Source organism: Streptomyces sp. YS415, from assembly GCF_023544665.1.
In the GTDB taxonomy this organism is placed as follows: Bacteria; Actinomycetota; Actinomycetes; order Streptomycetales; family Streptomycetaceae; genus Streptomyces.
Window position 1 is genome coordinate 195975 of sequence record NZ_JAMJFL010000001.1, and the last position, 16508, is coordinate 212482.

At 71.5% G+C, this 16508-nt stretch carries 14 protein-coding genes and 1 riboswitch; of the genes, 11 read left to right on the forward strand and 3 right to left on the reverse strand.

Annotated features, from left to right (window positions below; all coding sequences use genetic code 11):
• Positions 1-49 precede the first annotated feature (49 nt).
• The 6 genes from M8H82_RS00870 to M8H82_RS00895 all read left to right on the forward strand — a co-directional run bounded on the left by M8H82_RS00870 (position 50) and on the right by M8H82_RS00895 (position 8603).
• Positions 50-862, forward strand: coding sequence for a c-type cytochrome (locus M8H82_RS00870; RefSeq protein WP_250070314.1), 813 nt, complete (start codon positions 50-52; stop codon positions 860-862).
• Positions 859-1914: a ubiquinol-cytochrome c reductase iron-sulfur subunit gene (locus M8H82_RS00875; RefSeq protein ID WP_250070315.1), complete on the forward strand. Its 1056-nt coding sequence runs from the start codon at positions 859-861 to the stop codon at positions 1912-1914. The genes M8H82_RS00870 and M8H82_RS00875 overlap by 4 nt, the downstream gene beginning before the upstream one ends.
• The gene (locus tag M8H82_RS00880) at positions 1911-3548 is read left to right on the forward strand and encodes a cytochrome bc complex cytochrome b subunit (protein WP_250070316.1); all 1638 of its coding nucleotides are present in this window, start codon (positions 1911-1913) and stop codon (positions 3546-3548) included. Before M8H82_RS00875 ends, M8H82_RS00880 begins: the two co-directional genes overlap by 4 nt.
• 138 nt (positions 3549-3686) lie before the next feature.
• Positions 3687-4751, forward strand: coding sequence for an anthranilate phosphoribosyltransferase (trpD, locus tag M8H82_RS00885; RefSeq protein WP_250070317.1), 1065 nt, complete (start codon positions 3687-3689; stop codon positions 4749-4751).
• Between the two features lie 75 nt (positions 4752-4826).
• A riboswitch (SAM riboswitch) is annotated at positions 4827-4943 on the forward strand.
• Between the two features lie 130 nt (positions 4944-5073).
• Positions 5074-6450 (forward strand): aminotransferase class V-fold PLP-dependent enzyme, encoded by a 1377-nt coding sequence (locus M8H82_RS00890; protein ID WP_250070318.1) that lies wholly within the window; start codon positions 5074-5076, stop codon positions 6448-6450.
• Positions 6451-6470: 20 nt separating this feature from the next.
• Positions 6471-8603, forward strand: a complete 2133-nt coding sequence (locus M8H82_RS00895; RefSeq protein ID WP_250070319.1) for a PQQ-binding-like beta-propeller repeat protein — start codon at positions 6471-6473, stop codon at positions 8601-8603.
• Here the strand turns inward: M8H82_RS00895 and M8H82_RS00900 are convergent.
• On the reverse strand, positions 8600-8881 hold the full coding sequence (locus M8H82_RS00900) for an Lrp/AsnC ligand binding domain-containing protein (RefSeq protein ID WP_250070320.1): 282 nt from the start codon (positions 8879-8881) through the stop codon (positions 8600-8602). The genes M8H82_RS00895 and M8H82_RS00900 overlap by 4 nt on opposite strands.
• Positions 8878-9615, reverse strand: coding sequence for a rhomboid family intramembrane serine protease (locus tag M8H82_RS00905; RefSeq protein ID WP_250070321.1), 738 nt, complete (start codon positions 9613-9615; stop codon positions 8878-8880). Before M8H82_RS00905 ends, M8H82_RS00900 begins: the two co-directional genes overlap by 4 nt.
• A gap of 155 nt (positions 9616-9770) precedes the next feature.
• On the opposite strand from M8H82_RS00905, the gene M8H82_RS00910 reads away from it, so the two are divergent.
• The 5 genes from M8H82_RS00910 (at position 9771) to M8H82_RS00930 (ending at position 15142) form a co-directional block, all read left to right on the forward strand.
• On the forward strand, positions 9771-10010 hold the full coding sequence (locus tag M8H82_RS00910) for a hypothetical protein (protein ID WP_055541554.1): 240 nt from the start codon (positions 9771-9773) through the stop codon (positions 10008-10010).
• Positions 10011-10078: 68 nt separating this feature from the next.
• Positions 10079-11422, forward strand: a complete 1344-nt coding sequence (locus M8H82_RS00915) for an NYN domain-containing protein (RefSeq protein ID WP_250070322.1) — start codon at positions 10079-10081, stop codon at positions 11420-11422.
• A 210-nt stretch (positions 11423-11632) separates the two neighbouring features.
• Positions 11633-12667, forward strand: a complete 1035-nt coding sequence (locus M8H82_RS00920) for an NlpC/P60 family protein (protein ID WP_250070323.1) — start codon at positions 11633-11635, stop codon at positions 12665-12667.
• Between the two features lie 217 nt (positions 12668-12884).
• Positions 12885-13898 carry a C40 family peptidase gene (locus tag M8H82_RS00925; protein ID WP_250070324.1) on the forward strand — a complete coding sequence of 338 codons (1014 nt, stop codon included), beginning with the start codon at positions 12885-12887 and terminating at the stop codon, positions 13896-13898.
• 53 nt (positions 13899-13951) lie between these two features.
• On the forward strand, positions 13952-15142 hold the full coding sequence (locus M8H82_RS00930; protein WP_250070325.1) for a hypothetical protein: 1191 nt from the start codon (positions 13952-13954) through the stop codon (positions 15140-15142).
• A gap of 12 nt (positions 15143-15154) precedes the next feature.
• Here M8H82_RS00930 and M8H82_RS00935 read toward each other — a convergent pair whose 3' ends face one another.
• Positions 15155-16390: a glycosyltransferase 87 family protein gene (locus M8H82_RS00935; RefSeq protein WP_250070326.1), complete on the reverse strand. Its 1236-nt coding sequence runs from the start codon at positions 16388-16390 to the stop codon at positions 15155-15157.
• Positions 16391-16508: the final 118 nt, after the last annotated feature.

Sequence of the window (16508 nt, forward strand, 5' to 3'; positions counted from 1 at the left end):
GCACATCCCAGAAGCATCGACGCAGAAGATCCTGACACCGGGGTAATCCGTGAAAAAGCTCTCCGCACGACGACGCCATCCGCTGGCGGCGGTCGTCGTCCTACTCCTCGCGCTGGCGGCCACTGGGGGGCTGTACGCCTTTGTCGCGCCCACGGGCAAGGCGCAGGCTGAGGAAACCGCCCAGTCCCTGGCCATCGACGAGGGCAAGAAGCTCTACGCCGTCGGCTGCGCCAGCTGCCACGGAACCGGCGGTCAGGGCACCTCCGACGGTCCGCCTCTGGTGGGCGTCGGCGCCGCGGCCGTGGACTTCCAGGTGGGCACCGGCCGCATGCCGGCCGCGACCTCCCAGAGCGCCCAGGCGCCGGAGAAGCCGGTCGTCTACTCGCAGGCCGAGATCGACCAGCTCGCGGCGTACGTCGCCTCCCTGGGCGCCGGTCCGTCCATCCCGACCGAGGCGGAGTACGGCCCCGAGGGCGCCGACATCGCCAAGGGCGGCGACCTGTTCCGCACCAACTGCGCGCAGTGCCACAACTTCACCGGCAAGGGCGGTGCGCTGACCCACGGCAAGTACGCGCCTCCGCTCGACGACGTCGACCCGAAGCACATCTACGAGGCCATGCAGACCGGCCCGCAGAACATGCCCTCCTTCCCCGACACGACGCTGTCGGAGCAGAACAAGAAGGACATCATCGCGTACCTCGACGCGGTCAACAGCGACGACACCGAGAGCCCCGGTGGCCTTGAGCTGGGCGGACTCGGTCCGGTCGCCGAAGGCCTGTTCGCCTGGGTCTTCGGGCTCGGCGCGCTGATCGCGGTCGCCGTCTGGGTCGCCGCTCGGACCGCAAAGGCCAAGAAGTCATGAGTAGCCAAGACATTCCAGAGAAGAACCTGCCCGCTGAGCAGGACGCACACGGCGCGGTGAGCGTCGCGGACGACAAGGACCCGTTCGCGGATCCCGGTCTGCCGCCCCACGAGCACCGGATCCAGGACATCGACGAGCGGGCCGCCAAGCGGTCCGAACGTGCCGTCGCCATGCTGTTCGTGGTGTCGATGCTGGCCACCGTCGCCTTCATCGCCGCCTACGTGGCGATCCCGGTCGACAAGTCGGTCTACATCTTCCCGATCGGGCACGTCAGCGCGCTGAACTTCGCGCTGGGCATGACGCTCGGCATCTCGCTGTTCTGCATCGGCGCGGGCGCGGTCCACTGGGCCCGCACCCTGATGTCGGACGTCGAGGTCGCCGAGGACCGCCACGCGGTCCAGTCGCCGCCGGAGGTCAAGGCCAAGGTTCTGGCCGACTTCGCGGAGGGCGCCAAGGAGTCCGCGCTCGGCCGCCGCAAGCTGATCCGGAACACGATGTTCGGCGCGCTGGCCCTGTTCCCGCTCTCCGGTGTCGTCCTGCTGCGCGACCTCGGTCCGCTGCCCGGCACCTCGCTGCGCCACACCCTGTGGTCCAAGGGCAAGCTGCTCGTCAACATGAACACCAACGAGCCGCTGCGTCCCTCGGACGTCGCGGTCGGCTCCCTCACCTTCGCCAAGCCGGAGGGCCTGGAGGAGCACGACCACGACTTCCAGAAGGAGATCGCCAAGGCGGCCCTGATGATCGTCCGCATCCAGCCGGACAACATCAAGGACAAGCGCGAACTCGAGTGGTCGCACGAGGGCATCGTCGCGTACTCGAAGATCTGCACCCACGTCGGTTGCCCGATCTCCCTGTACGAGCAGCAGACGCACCACGCGCTGTGCCCCTGCCACCAGTCCACCTTCGACCTCTCCGACGGTGCCCGAGTGATCTTCGGTCCCGCCGGTCACGCCCTGCCGCAGCTGCGCATCGGTGTGAACGACGAGGGCTACCTCGAGGCGCTCGGCGACTTCGATGAGCCCGTCGGTCCTGCCTTCTGGGAGCGCGGATGAGCACTTCAGAGACCACAGAGTCCCGCGCACGCGGGAAGGCGCCGGCCGGCGAGCGAGTCGCCGACTGGGCCGACGGCCGGCTGGGCATCTACGGCCTGGCCAAGGCCAACATGCGCAAGATCTTCCCCGACCACTGGTCGTTCATGCTGGGTGAGGTCTGCCTCTACAGCTTCATCATCATCATCCTCACGGGTGTGTACCTGACGCTGTTCTTCCACCCGTCGATGAACGAGGTGGAGTACCACGGCAGCTACGTCCCGCTGCAGGGCCAGCTGATGTCCGAGGCGTTCAACTCGACCATGCACATCTCCTTCGATGTGCGCGGTGGTCTGCTGATCCGGCAGATCCACCACTGGGCCGCGCTGATCTTCCTGGCCGGCATGTTCGTGCACATGATGCGCGTGTTCTTCACCGGCGCGTTCCGCAAGCCGCGTGAGATCAACTGGCTGTTCGGCTTCCTGCTGTTCGTCCTCGGCATGTTCACCGGCTTCACCGGTTACTCGCTCCCGGACGACCTGCTCTCCGGCACCGGTGTCCGCTTCATGGAGGGCGCGGTCCTGTCCGTGCCCATCGTCGGCACGTACCTGTCGTTCTTCCTCTTCGGCGGGGAGTTCCCGGGCGGCGACTTCGTGGCCCGCTTCTACTCGGTGCACATCCTGCTGCTGCCGGGCATCATGCTCGGCCTGGTGGTCGCCCACCTGATCCTGGTCGTCTACCACAAGCACACGCAGTACGCGGGTCCCGGCAAGACCAACAAGAACGTCGTCGGCATGCCGCTGCTGCCGGTCTACATGGCCAAGGCCGGAGGCTTCTTCTTCCTGGTCTTCGGTGTCATCGCGGTCATCTCGGCGATCGCCACGATCAACCCGATCTGGGCCCTGGGTCCCTACCGTCCGGACCAGGTGTCCACCGGCGCCCAGCCCGACTGGTACATGGGCTTCTCCGAGGGCCTGATCCGTGTGATGCCGGGCTGGGAGATCAACTTCTGGGGTCACACGCTCGTCCTGGGTGTGTTCATCCCGCTGATGATCTTCCCGCTGGTCCTGGTCGCCATCGCGGTCTACCCGTTCATCGAGGCCTGGGTCACCGGCGACAAGCGCGAGCACCACATCCTGGACCGCCCGCGCAACGCGCCGACCCGTACCGCCTTCGGTGTCGCGTGGATCACCTGGTACATGATCCTGCTGATCGGTGGTGGAAACGACCTGTGGGCCACCCACTTCCACATGTCGATCAACGCCATCACCTGGTTCGTCCGCATCGGGTTCTTCGTCGGCCCGGTCATCGCCTTCATCGTCACCAAGCGGATCTGCCTCGGCCTCCAGCGCCGGGACCGGGACAAGGTGCTGCACGGCCGCGAGTCGGGCATCATCAAGCGCCTGCCGCACGGTGAGTTCATCGAGGTGCACGAGCCGCTCAGCCAGGAGCAGCTGCACACCCTCACCGCGCACGAGCAGTACAAGCCGGCCGAGATCGGCCCGACGGTCGACGAGAACGGTGTCGAGCGCAAGGTGAAGGGCTCCGAGAAGCTGCGCGCCAAGCTCAGCAAGGCGTACTTCGGCGAGGAGGCCCAGATTCCGAAGCCGACCGTCGAGGAGTACAAGGAGATCACGAGCGGCCACGGCCACCACTGATCACTGCGCACGCCACGCCACGGCGAAGGGCCCCGTCCGGTGTACGGACGGGGCCCTTCGCCGTGTCCGGGGCTGGATAGGGTGGGGACCACACCCCTGTCGGGGTGCATCTCTGCTACGACACCCAGGAGCGGCCCCATGAGCGCTGTGACCCCCGCTGGAGGCGACACCGCGGCGGGCCGTTCCTGGCCCCGGTTGCTGAACGGCCTGCTGGAGGGGCGCGATCTGGGCGCCGACGACACGGCCTGGGCGATGGACCTGATCATGCGCGGCGAGGCGACCGACGCGCAGATCGCCGGGTTCGTGGTGGCGCTGCGGGCCAAGGGCGAGACGGTCCAGGAGATCACCGGCTTCGTCCGGACGATGTACGCGCACGCCCATGTCATCGAGGTGTCCGGCGACACCGTCGACATCGTCGGCACGGGCGGGGACGGCGCCAAGACCGTCAACATCTCCACGATGTCCGCGATCGTGGTGGCCGGCGCGGGCGCCAAGGTCGTCAAGCACGGCAACCGTGCGGCATCCTCCGCCTCGGGTTCCTCGGACGTCCTGGAGAAGCTCGGGGTCAACCTGGAGCTGCCGGTGTCCCGAGTGCCGCAGGTCGTCGAGGAGGCCGGGATCACCTTCTGCTTCGCGGCGAAGTTCCACCCGGCGATGCGTCACGCGGGCGCGGCGCGCGGCCAGTTGGGCATCAGGACCGTCTTCAACGTCCTCGGTCCGCTCACCAACCCGGCACGCGTGCGGGCACAGGCGGTCGGGGTCGCCGACCCGCGGATGGCGCCGATCGTGGCCGGGGTGTTCGCCGAGCGCGGCAACTCCTCCCTGGTCTTCCGCGGCGACGACGGCCTGGACGAGCTGACCACCACCGCCACCTCCCGGGTCTGGATCGTCCGGGACGGCAAGGTCACCGAGGAGGCCTTCGACCCGCGGGACGTGGGCCTGGAGCTGGTGCCGGTGGAGGCGCTGCGGGGCGCGGACGCCTCCTACAACGCGGACGTCGCGCGCAGGCTGCTGAACGGCGAGACGGGCCCCGTCCGGGACGCCGTGCTCCTCAACTCGGCGGCGGCACTGGTGGCGTTGGACCCGACCGGGGCGCCCCTGGCCGAGCAGATCCGCACCGGTATGGCGAGGGCGGCGGAGTCGATCGACTCCGGCGCGGCCAAGCGGACGCTGGAGCGCTGGGTGGCCGCCAGCAACGCCTAGCGGTCACCGGTCGACGTCCCGCGATCCGGACACGGGTTGCGGGACGACGATCACTTCCCCTAAATTCCTGTACCAGGTCATGAGTGACAGTCATGAGGCCCCGGCCGACTGTCCGGCAACCCTCCGTCCGTGGCGGGGTGCCCCGGGTGAGGACCAGGCCGTGAGCAGCAAGGCTCGCGGCAAGCGCGGACCCCTCGCGATACACCAGGGGTCCTGGGTCGATCGAGGGAGCCTTCCGTGAGCAAGCGAATGCGATAGGGCCGCCGAGCCCCGCCTCCGCGCACCCCTTTTGTCTTTCTTCTCTTCTCTCACGGGAGCCCCCATGTCTGTCTCCACCGCTGCCTCCGCACCGACCATTTGTGCCCCGCTGCCCGTTCTCGGCCGGGATGTCACCGTCCCGCTCGTCACCGGCGGCGAGGTCACCTACGCCGCGCTCGACTACGCCGCCAGCGCCCCCGCGCTCCAGCGGGTCTGGGACGACGTGGCCGCCTACGCCCCGTACTACGGCAGCGTCCACCGGGGCGCCGGGTACCTCTCGCAGCTCTCCACCGACCTCTTCGAGAACGCCCGCCGGACGGTCGCGGAGTTCCTGGACTGCCGCGCCGACGACCAGCTGATCTTCACCCGGTCCACGACCGACTCCCTGAACCTGCTCGCCGCCGCCCTGCCCGCCGGCTGCCAGGTCTTCGTCTTCGAGACCGAGCACCACGCCTCCCTGCTGCCCTGGCAGGACGCCGAGGTCACCTACCTCGACGCCCCGCGCACCCCGCGCCAGGCCGTCGAGACCCTGGAGCGCGCCCTCGCCGCCCGCACCGCGTCCGCCGACGGCGGCCACGCCCCGGCCCTGGTCTGTGTCACCGGCGCCTCCAACGTCACCGGCGAGCTGTGGCCGGTGCGCGAACTGGCCGCCGCCGCCCATGCGCACGGCGCCCGCATCGTCCTGGACGCCGCGCAGCTCGCCCCGCACCACCCAGTCTCGGTCCAGGACCTGGACGTCGACTGGATCGCCTTCTCCGGCCACAAGCTCTACGCCCCCTTCGGCTCCGGCGTGCTGGCCGGCCGCGCCGACTGGCTGATCGCGGCCGACCCGTACCTCGCGGGCGGCGGAGCCAGCCGCAAGGTCAGCCGGCGCGCGGACGGGGGAGTGGACGTGGAGTGGCACGAGAGCGCGGCCCGGCACGAGGCCGGCTCGCCGAACGTGATCGGCGCCTACTCCATCGCCTCGGCCTGCAAGGCCCTCACCGAGGCCGGTTTCGACACCCTGGTCGCCCGGGAGCGGTACCTGATCGAGAAGGTCCGCGAGGGGCTCGCCGGGGTGCCCGAGGTCCGGATCCTCTCCCTCTTCGGCGACGACGCCCCGCGGGTCGGCGTGCTCTCCTTCGTGGTCGACGGCTGGAACAGCTCCCACTTCGCCGCCGCCCTCTCCGCCGAGTACGGCATCGGCGTCCGCGACGGCCTGTTCTGCGCCCACCCGCTGGTCCGCACCCTGCTCGGCAGCGACCCGGGCACCCAGGGCGAGTGCGGCGCCCCCGAGGCGGCACCCGGCGAGAAGTCCCTCAACGCCATCCGGGTCAGCTTCGGCGCCGGCACCCCGGACGAGCACGTGGAGCGCTTCGTGACCGCGGTGCGCGAGCTGGTCACCGACGGCGCCCAGTGGAACTACCGTACGGTGGACGGGCGTTGCGTACCCGCCGTGTGATCCCCTGACGTACGCTCCCGGTGCGGGTCGACGGGGCGGACGGAACGGGCGGGGGCGGGGTGCAGGCGCTGCGGGACACGGATCCTCGGCGGATCGGGCCGTACGAGGTGCTCGGACGGCTCGGCGCCGGAGGGATGGGCGAGGTGTACCTCGCCGAGGCACGCGGCGGGATGCGGCTCGCGGTCAAGGTGGTGCGGCCCGAGCACGCCGGGGACCGGACCTTCCGCGCCCGGTTCCGCCAGGAGCTGCGCGCCGCGCGGGACGTCGGCGGGGACGGCACGTACACCGCCCGGGTCGTCGACGCCGACCCCGAGGGCGAACCGCCGTGGATGGCGTCCGAGTTCGTCGAGGGGCCCACCCTGCGGGACGCCGTGCTGGACGGCGGGCCGCTGCCCGCTCCCGCGGTACGGGTCCTCGCGGCGGCGCTCGGCCGGGCCCTGACCGCGATCCATGCCAGGGGCCTGGTGCACCGGGATCTCAAGCCCTCCAACATCCTGCTGGCGGCGGACGGCCCCCGGGTCATCGACTTCGGGATCGTCCGGGCGCTGGAGGCGACCGCGCTGACGAGCCCCGGGTCGATCGTCGGCACGGTCGGCTATGTCTCCCCGGAGCAGATCCGCAACACCGGCGAAGTGGGCCCGCAGAGCGATGTGTTCGCGCTGGGAGCGGTCCTCGCCTACGCCTCCGGGGGACGCCGGCCCTTCGGCGAGGGCCATGAGTCGGTGGTCCTGCTGCGCATCCTGAGCGGCGACCATGATCTGTCCCAGGTGCCCGAGGAGTTCCGGCCGCTGGTGGAGTCCTGCCTGAGCCCGGACCCGGCCGGGCGGCCGGGTCCGGGGGCCGTCATGGCGGCCGTGGGACACACGGAGGCGTCGCTGCCCGCCGCTGTGCGGCCGGGCTGGTTCACCGGCGGCGGCCCGCGGTGGGTGCCGGGAGACGACGCGGAGCGCAGGAGCGGAGTCGAGTACATGGCGACGGCGACGGAGGCGGACGCGGTCGCGCCTCCAGCGGCGGCACTGCCCCCGCCGTCGCGCCGCGGTGTGCTGCGGGCCGTGGCCGGTGGTGCCGTGGTGGCCGCCGCCGGGGGTGTCGGCGGCTGGTGGTGGCTGCGGGAGCCGGAGCGGGGGAAGAAGGACCCGCCCTCCGCGACGGCCACCGGGAAGCCGGTCCTGCGCTGGCAGTTCTCGATGGACCAGGTCATGACCCCGCGGCTCGGCTCGCTCTCCCCCAAGGGCGACGTCCTGTACGCCGCCACGTCCTCCGTCGACCTGTACGCGCTCTCCGACCGTGGGGAGGACCTCTGGAAGGCCGACCTCGGCGGCGCCGGTCTCGATCCCCTGGCGACGGCGGACGGCGTCTACTGCACCGTGGTCGAGGGCGACAGCGCGGACGGCTCCCAGCGGCTGCGGCTGTGCCGGTACGACACGGCGGGCGAGCGCGGCTGGAGCCGGAGCCTGGGGCCGACGGGCACCGCTCCCGTCCTCGCCGGCGAGACGATCGTGGTGGGCGCCGGGGACGAGGACATCGGGGAGTTGCGCGCCTACGCGGCGGACGGCGGCATGCGCTGGCAGCGAGGGCTCGTGGGCCCGCTCACCGAGGCACCCCTGGTGCACGGCGGTGTGATCTACGCCGGAACCCGCGCGGGCCTGCTGGCCGCCTTCGACGCCGGGGACGGCACACCGCTGTGGAAGGCGGAGGCGGACGCCGACCTGCGGCGGCCCGTGATGGTGGCGGGCCGGGCCCTTGCCGCCGCCTCCGCCGGCGAGCAGACCTGGCACGGCTTCACCCTCGACGGGCAGCGGCTGTGGCGCGGGGCCGAGGCCGACTCTGAGCTGGAAGGTCCGGTCACCGCGGCCGGCCCGCTGGCGCTTCTCACGGAGGACCGGGTGGTGAAGGCGTTCACCGCGGACGGCCGGCCGGCCTGGACGTACGGGGACGGGGACTTCGACATCACCGCACCCGCGGTGTCGGACGGCCGGATCCTCCTGCAGACTCCCGACGAGATACACGCCCTGAACCTCGAGGGCGAGCGGTTGTGGCGCTTCCCGCTCCCGGCCGGCTATCCGGTCTCGGCCCCCCTGCTGCGCGGCAACCGCCTCTACGTCACCTCGGAAGAGGGGGTGGCAGCCCTCGACCTCACGGCCGGCCCCTAGCCGTCGAGGCCGATGGCGAACGCCGCCTCCAGGTCGTGCTGGGAGTACGTCCGGAACGCGACGTGGGTGTCCGTGCCCTCCACGCCGGGGATCTTGCTGATGCGGCCGGGGATGACCTCGGCGAGGTCCTCGTGCTCCTTGACGCGGACCATCGCGATCAGGTCGTAGGTGCCGGTGACGGAGAAGACCTCGCTCACGCTGTCCAGCGAGGCGATCTGCTCGGCGATCTCGGGGATCCGGTCCACGCTGGTCTTGATGAGGACGATCGCGGTGATCACGGCTGGTTGTCTCCCTCGGGGGCGGGCATCGCTGGGGCGGCCTTCACTCTAGTCGTACGGCCGAACCGCACCCAGGCGTAGCTGCACCCCAGGCCGAAGCCCACGAGATGGGCCAGATACGCCACGCCGGGCCCGCTCGTGGCCCGGCCCGCGGCCAGCCACTGCAGGGTCGCCCAGAACGGCAGCACCACCCAGGCGGGAAAGCGCACCGGCAGGAAGAACAGGAACGGCAGCAGGCTGGTCACCCGGGCCCGCGGGAACAGCGCGAGGCAGGCGCCGAGGACCGCCGAGATCGCGCCGGACGCCCCGACCAGGGACTGCCCGGAATCGGCGTTGGCCGCCGCGTACCCCAGCAGGGCGAGATAGCCGCAGCCCAGGTAGAAGAGGGTGAACTGGACGCGGCCCATGCGTTCCTCGGTCAGCGCGCCGAAGACGTAGAGGAAGAGCATGTTGCCCAGCAGGTGCACCCAGCTGCCGTGCACGAAGAGTGCGGTGGCCGGGGTGAGGGCGGCGCGCGGCGCGCCCTCGAAGAGCTCGGCCGGGATCACGCCCCAGCGCCGGAAGTAGGCCCGCTGCGCCGCGACCAGCTCGTCGCCGGTGCCGTAGGCGGGATTCAGCCCCGAGGCCGGGCCGATCAGGAAGATCAGCGAGCACAGGCCGATCAGTGCGTAGGTGACCGGCGCGGACGGCATCCGCATGCCCCTGACGACCGTGCTGCTCCACTTGCGGATCATGACCACAGAGCATGACGTAAGGGGACGCACCGGAACGGACCGCCTCGCCGCTGTGGACGGCCGAGCGGCGAGTACCCGCCAGGCCGTAGGGTTACGAGCCACACGCACCGGGGACTCCGGTGAGTCACCGACACTGGAAGGAAAGAACGGTCGCGATGACGGTTCCCCTGCCGACGGCCACCACGCGGTGGCGCTGCACGCTCTGCGGCAACCTCACCCGTTTCGATGTGACCCGCTCGTCGAAGGTTGTCGAGTACGTCCACCTCGACCTCGCCGGTGAGCCCAAGGTCGAGGAGCGCGAGGTGGTCAGTGAGACCATCGAGTCGGTGCGCTGCCGCTGGTGCAACGCCGTGGACCAGGTGGAGCTCGTCGACAGGCCGGGCGCCGGCTCCTGAGGGAGCGGGCCCCGCTCGGGTGATCCCCCAAGCCAGGGGGGTCCCGCACAGGCATTGGGGTGAGACGGATGGTGGAGAGCGAAGGCGGGGGGCCGGACGACGGCGCCGCCGAGGTGCTCGACCGTCCGCTGCCCGACGGAGTGCGCCGACGGGTCGTGCAGATCGTCTCCGACGGGTTCGGCGGGCTGACCGTCGGTGAACTGCCCGCCCAGCTGAGACAGTACGCCCGCTTCGCCCCGAACCGGCGGGCCAAGTTCGCCGGCAACGCCATGGCCGCGGCCCTGGAGACCGATCCGCTCTTCCGCCAGCGCATCGGGGAGAAGCTGAGAGAGGCCCAGCCGGAACTCTCCGGCGCCCTCGACTCCGGCTCGCCGCCTCCGGCCGCGGATCCGCTCGACGTGGCGGCCGCGGCCTACGTGATCCGGCCCGCCGGCTGGGTCAAGCTGGTGACCGCGGCGGGCGAGGAGGCCCAGCGGGCCGACGCCGAGCGCGTCGACGAGGAGAGCCGGGCCGAACTGGAACGGCTGCGCGCCGACCTCGCCCAGGCCAGGGAGCAGATCCGGACCGAGACCGAGCGGCTGCGCACCGAGCTGGACGCGTCCAAGAAGGAAGCGGAATCGCTTCACCGCAAGCTGCGGGCGGCCCTCAGCGACGTCAAGCGCGGTGAGGCGGCGCTGCGCAAGGCGCGCGCCGAGATCGAGGCCGTACGGGCGGAGACGCACGGGCAGGTGTCGGCCGCCGAGAGCGAGACCCGGCGGCTGAAGTCGCGGCTCGCGGAGGCGGAGTCCGCCCTGGAGGCCACCCGCAGGGCGGCGCGCGAGGGCCGCAGCGTGGAGGACATGCGGGTACGGCTGCTGCTGGACACGCTGCTCGACGCCACCCAGGGGCTGCGCCGGGAGCTGGCGTTGCCGCCGGTGTCGGTGCGTCCGGCCGAGACGGTCGACGCGGTCGAACCGGGACGGATGACCCCCAAGGACATCGCCGCGCGGGCGCTGTCCGAGAACGACCCGGCCATCGTCGACCAGTTGCTGGCGCTGCCCCAGGCGCATCTGGTCGTCGACGGCTACAACGTCACCAAGACCGGCTATCCCCAGATGCCGCTGGAGAAGCAGCGCCTGCGGCTCCTCGGGCAGCTCTCCCAGCTCGCCGCGCAGACCGGCGCCGAGGTGACCTGCGTCTTCGACGGGGCCGAGCTGGCCGCGCCGGTGCTGCTGGCGCCGCCGCGCGGGGTGCGGGTGCTGTTCTCCAAACCCGGGATCACCGCCGACGAGTTGATCCGTCAGCTGGTGCGCGCCGAGCCGCCGGGGCGTCCGGTCATCGTCGCCTCGACCGACCGCGAGGTGGCCGACGGGGTGGCCCGGGCGGGTGCCCGGCCGGTGGCTTCTGCGGTGCTTCTGAAGCGACTGTCCTGAAGGTCAACCTACAGCGGCAATGCCCGAATTGACGGAACCGTCACGCAACGTAGCGTCAAGTCGGCATCACTGCACGTGGGTTGATGGTAAAGAATGCGGACCGTAATCGGGATAAATCGCCCAGGGATTTGAACTGATCACAGCTGTATCACTAGGGTCTGCCTTCGAACCTCCGCTCGGAAGATCACTCAGAAGAAGGAGTTCGCCTCCGTGGCGTCCCACCGTCGACCCAAGCAGCCGAGCCGCGCACGTGTGACCGTGCTGACCACCGCCGCTGCTGCCGCCGTGGCCATCAGCTCGCAGGCGGCCAACGCCGCGCCCAGCGAGAAGCCGAGCAAGGACGAGGTCAAGGCCAAGGTCGACAAGCTGTACGAGGAGGCCGAGCAGGCCACCGAGAAGTACAACGGCGCCAAGGAGAAGCAGGAGAAGCTCCAGAAGGAGATCTCCACCATCCAGGACAACGTCGCGCGCGGTCAGGAAGACCTGAACGAGATGCGCGACTCCATAGGCCTGGCGGCCGCCGCCCAGTACCGCACCGGCTCCATCGACTCCTCGGTCCAGCTGTTCCTGTCCGCCGACCCGGACGACTACCTCGACAAGGCCTCCACGCTCGACCAGTTGAGCAGCCAGCAGGTCGAGTCGCTGAAGAAGATCCAGGACAAGCAGCGCGACCTCGCCCAGGACCGTGCCGAGGCCGGCGAGAAGCTCAAGGACCTCGCCTCCACCCGGACCGAACTGGGCAAGAAGAAGCAGGAAGTCCAGGACAAGCTCGGCGAGGCGCAGAAGCTCCTGAACTCGCTGACCGCCGCCGAGAAGGCCGCCCTCGCCGCCGAGGAGGAGCGCGCCAGCCGCTCGTCCGCCGACCGCGTCGACCTCAGCGGCGCCACCGCCGGTTCCGGCCGCGCCATGGCCGCCTTCCAGGCCGCCCAGAGCAAGATCGGCTCGCCCTACATCTACGGTGCCTCCGGCCCCTCCTCCTTCGACTGCTCGGGCCTGACCAGCTGGGCCTTCGCCCAGGCCGGCGTCGGCATCCCGCGCACCTCGCAGGCCCAGGCCAACGCCGGCACCCGCATCTACAGCCAGTCCGACCTGAAGGTCGGCGACCTGGTCATCTTCTACGGCGACCTGCACCACGTCGGCTTCTACGCGGGCAACGGCCAGGTGCTGCACGCCCCGCGCTCCAACACGGTCGTCCGCTACGAGTCGATCAACAACATGCCGTACCAGTTCGGCGTCCGCATCTGAGCACCCGCAAGATCGCGACACCGTGCCGCCCGAACGGGCGAATCCCGGCAACGTGAACTGACCCCACGCCCCGCCCATGACCTGCGTCCTAGGCGGGGCGTCACGTTGCGTGCGCACGGCGGTCGTTGGCCGGTGGCCCGTCGCGGGGCTACTGTCTGCCGCGTTTCCCCTCGCCGGGGAAGGTCCTTGTCCGCCAGCGGAAGGGGTGCGGCTTCTCGTGGGGTCCCATCGTCGCCTTGTACCGTCCGGGTTCGACCGGGGCGCGAGCGCCGCGCTCTGCGTCATCTCAGCCGCCGCCGCGGCCTTCGGAGCCGTACCGGCAACGGCCGCTCCGCACGACGACACCCGGGCCGAGGTGGACCGCCTCTACGAGGAGGCCGAACAGGCCACCGAGGCCTACAACAAGGCCGATGAGCGCGCCGACTCGCTGCGCAGGGAGGTCGGCACCGCGCAGGACCGGATCGCCCGGCAGCAGGAGCGCATCAACTCCATGCGGGAGGCGCTCGGTTCGCTGGCCGGAGCGCAGTACCGCTCCGGCGGGCTCGACCCCTCCCTCGCCCTGCTGTTCTCCGACGACCCGGACGACTACCTCGACAAGGCCGCCGTACTGGACCGGATCAGCGCCCGGCAGGCGGGCGAGCTGAAGGAGCTCCAGGACGCCATGCGCGATCTCTCCCAGGAGCGCTCCGAGGCCTCCCGCAAGCTCGGCGAGCTGGAGAAGAGCCGCAAGGCCGTCGCCGCGCACAAGCGGACGGTGGAGGGCAAGCTCGCCAAGGCCCGGCAGCTGCTCAACTCGCTGCCGTCCGACGAGCGGGCCGCCTACGACCGGGCCTCCCGCTCCGGCCGCTCCGACATGCCCGACCTCGGCAGCGCCGTCCCGGCGTCCGGCCGCGCGGCCGCCGCGATCGCCGCCGCCCGCTCCGCCCTCGGCAAGCCGTACGTCTGGGGCGCCAGCGGTCCCAGCGGCTTCGACTGCTCGGGCCTGATGCAGTGGTCGTACGGGCAGGCCGGGGTCGCCCTGCCCCGCACCTCCCAGGGCCAGCGCTTCGCCGGCCGCCAGGTCCCCCTCTCCCAGGCCCGGCCCGGTGACCTGGTCACCTACCGCTCCGACGCCAGCCATGTGGGGATGTACATGGGCAACGGCCAGGTGATCCACGCGCCCTATCCGGGGGCGCCGGTGCGCTACGACCCGGTGGGGATGATGCCGGGAGCCACGGTGACCAGGGTCTGACGGCCCACGACGGGGGTCTGACCTCGGCGGCCTGATCGCCGTACGATCACGGCATGGCTGGTCGAGGGCGGACGTCCGGATCCGGTGTGGTGGTGCTGTGTCTGCTGTTCGTCTCCCTCGTGGCGTGCGGGGGGCGGCCGGTCACGGATGCGGCTCGGGATGCGGTGCAGCGGGTGCTGGACCGGCGGGCCGAGGCGATCGTGGAGCGGGACGAGTCGGCGTTCGTCCGCACCGGGGCGCGCAGCGGCTTCGACGATCTGCGCGAGGTGCCGTTCGCGGAGTGGTCCTACCGGGTGACCGGGCTCCGGCGCAGCGGGGACAGCGCCACCGCCCAGGCGGAACTGCGCTACCGACTCCGGGACGACGACCGCGCGCCGGTCACCGCCGCCCGGAGCCTGGAGCTGAGCCTCGACGCCGGCGGCGACTGGTACGTCGAGTCCGAGCGGCCCGCCCGGAAGGCCGCCGACCAGCTGTGGGACCAGGGCCGGGTGGACGTGGTGCGCGGTGAGCGCAGCATCGTGCTCGGCGTCGGGCAGAGCGGCGCCCGGCTGCGCGCCTTCGCCGACCTGGCCGACCGGGCGGTGCCCGCGGTGAACCGGGCCTGGGACACCGAGTGGCCGCGCCGGCTCGTCGTCCTCGTACCGGAGTCCCTGGAGGCGATGGCGGGACTGCTCGGCTCGCCCGCCTCCTCCTACCGCGGCATCGCGGCCGTCACCACCGGCGAGACCGGCGCCCCCGCCGACGCGCCCGCGGACCGGGTCATCCTCAACCCGGTCGCGTACGGCGTCCTCGGCCACAGCGGCAAGCAGGTGGTGCTCACCCACGAGGCCACCCATGTCGCCACCCGGGCCCACACCAGCGCCGCCACCCCGCTCTGGCTCTCCGAGGGATACGCCGACTGGGTCGGCTACCTCGGCACCGGACGCTCGCCCCTGGAGGCCGCCCCGGAGCTGTGGCGGGCGGTGACCGAGGGGGAGATCCCGGCGGGGCTGCCGACCGACGAGGACTTCGGGTTCACCGGGGACTCGGGCGGGCTGGCGCAGGCGTACGAGAGCGGCTGGATGGCCTGCCGGATGATCGCGGAGCGCTGGGGCGAGGAGCGGCTCGGCGAGTTCTACCGGGCCGTCGGCGCGCACGAGAAGCGGCCCGGCGCGGTCGAGGAGGCCCTGGACCAGGTCCTCGGCACGACCGTGGAGGACTTCACCGCGCAGTGGCGGGAGTACCTGCGCACGCAGTTCGGCTGACCGGGCCCCGTCTCAGGAGGGCAGCGAGCCCTCCTTGGCGCGGGCGGCCCGGGCGGGCAGGGGAGCGGGCCCGCCGGCGGAGACCGTGGAGCGCCACAGGACGCGGGCGGCCAGGACCGTGGCCAGCACCAGCAGCCCGTTGCGCAGGGCCAGCAAGGTGATGCCGAGCCAGTCGCTGGACACCACGTGCGCGAACCAGACCGGGAACTCCAGCACCGTCAGCAGGCACGCCGCCAGCAGCAGAGCGACCGGCACGCCCATCCGGCTGCCCCGGAAGCACAGGCACACCGCCGCCAGGCCGACCAGCCACACCAGGTACTGCGGGCTGATCACCCGGCTGGTCGTGGTGAACATCAGCACCGCCACCAGTGCGGCGTCCGCGAGCGTGTGCGGCAGGAACCGGTTCGCCCGGAACCGCCACCACAGCAGCCAGCCGAAGGCCAGCGCGGTCAGCACCAGCGCGGCCGTGCTGACCACGCTCACGTACGGGCCGAGGAACTCCACCGAGCCGTAGTTCAGCAGCACCTCCCCCTCCCAGCCGAAGTGCCGGGCCACATGGAAGACCAGGGCGCCCAGCGACTCCACCTCGGTGCCGCGGTCCCGCTGGAAGGTCAGGAACGCGAACGCGCCCGGCATCGCCACACCGAACAGCACCGCCAGCCCGGCGGCGGTCACCGCGGCCGACACCCACGCCGAGCGGCGGCGGGCGGCGACCAGCAGCAGCACCGGCCACACCTTCAGCAGCGCCGCGAACGCCGTCAGCGCGCCCATCACCCGGGGGTGCCGGGCACCCGCCAGCAGGGCGGCCACCGCCACCGCGGTCACCATCACGTCGTAGCGGGCGTACACGGTCGGCCCGAGCAGCGGGACGCCCACGACCCACACCCAGGTGCCGCGCAGGCTCCGGCCCGGGCGCAGCCCCGCGTACAGCAGCAGGGCGAGGACGGCGAGGTCGGCGGTGAAGGCGAGGACGAAGAAGGCGGAGGCGTAGTCCAGGTGGAACAGGACCGCGGGGGAGAGGATCGCGAGGGCGGCGGCGGGTGGGTACTGCCAGGTGACGTCGTTCTGAGGGAACGTTCCGGTGCGCAGCACCTCGTACCAGCCCTGGTAGATCACGGAGACGTCGCTGGTGACGTCCGGGCCGGGGAAGACGTACACCTTGAACACGAAGAGCAGTAGGACCGCCCTGGTCAGGGCCCAGATGACGAGCAGCCCCGCCACGGACCGCCGCATGCCCGTCGTCTCCACCTGGTCCCCTGCCGTCCGCGTCCGTCTTGAGGGGAACATGATGTCCCGGGAAACTGTGCGTCGGCCACCAGCGCGGCCGTCGCGCGGTGTGCGGTACGCCTCGGATAAGGTCGGCCGC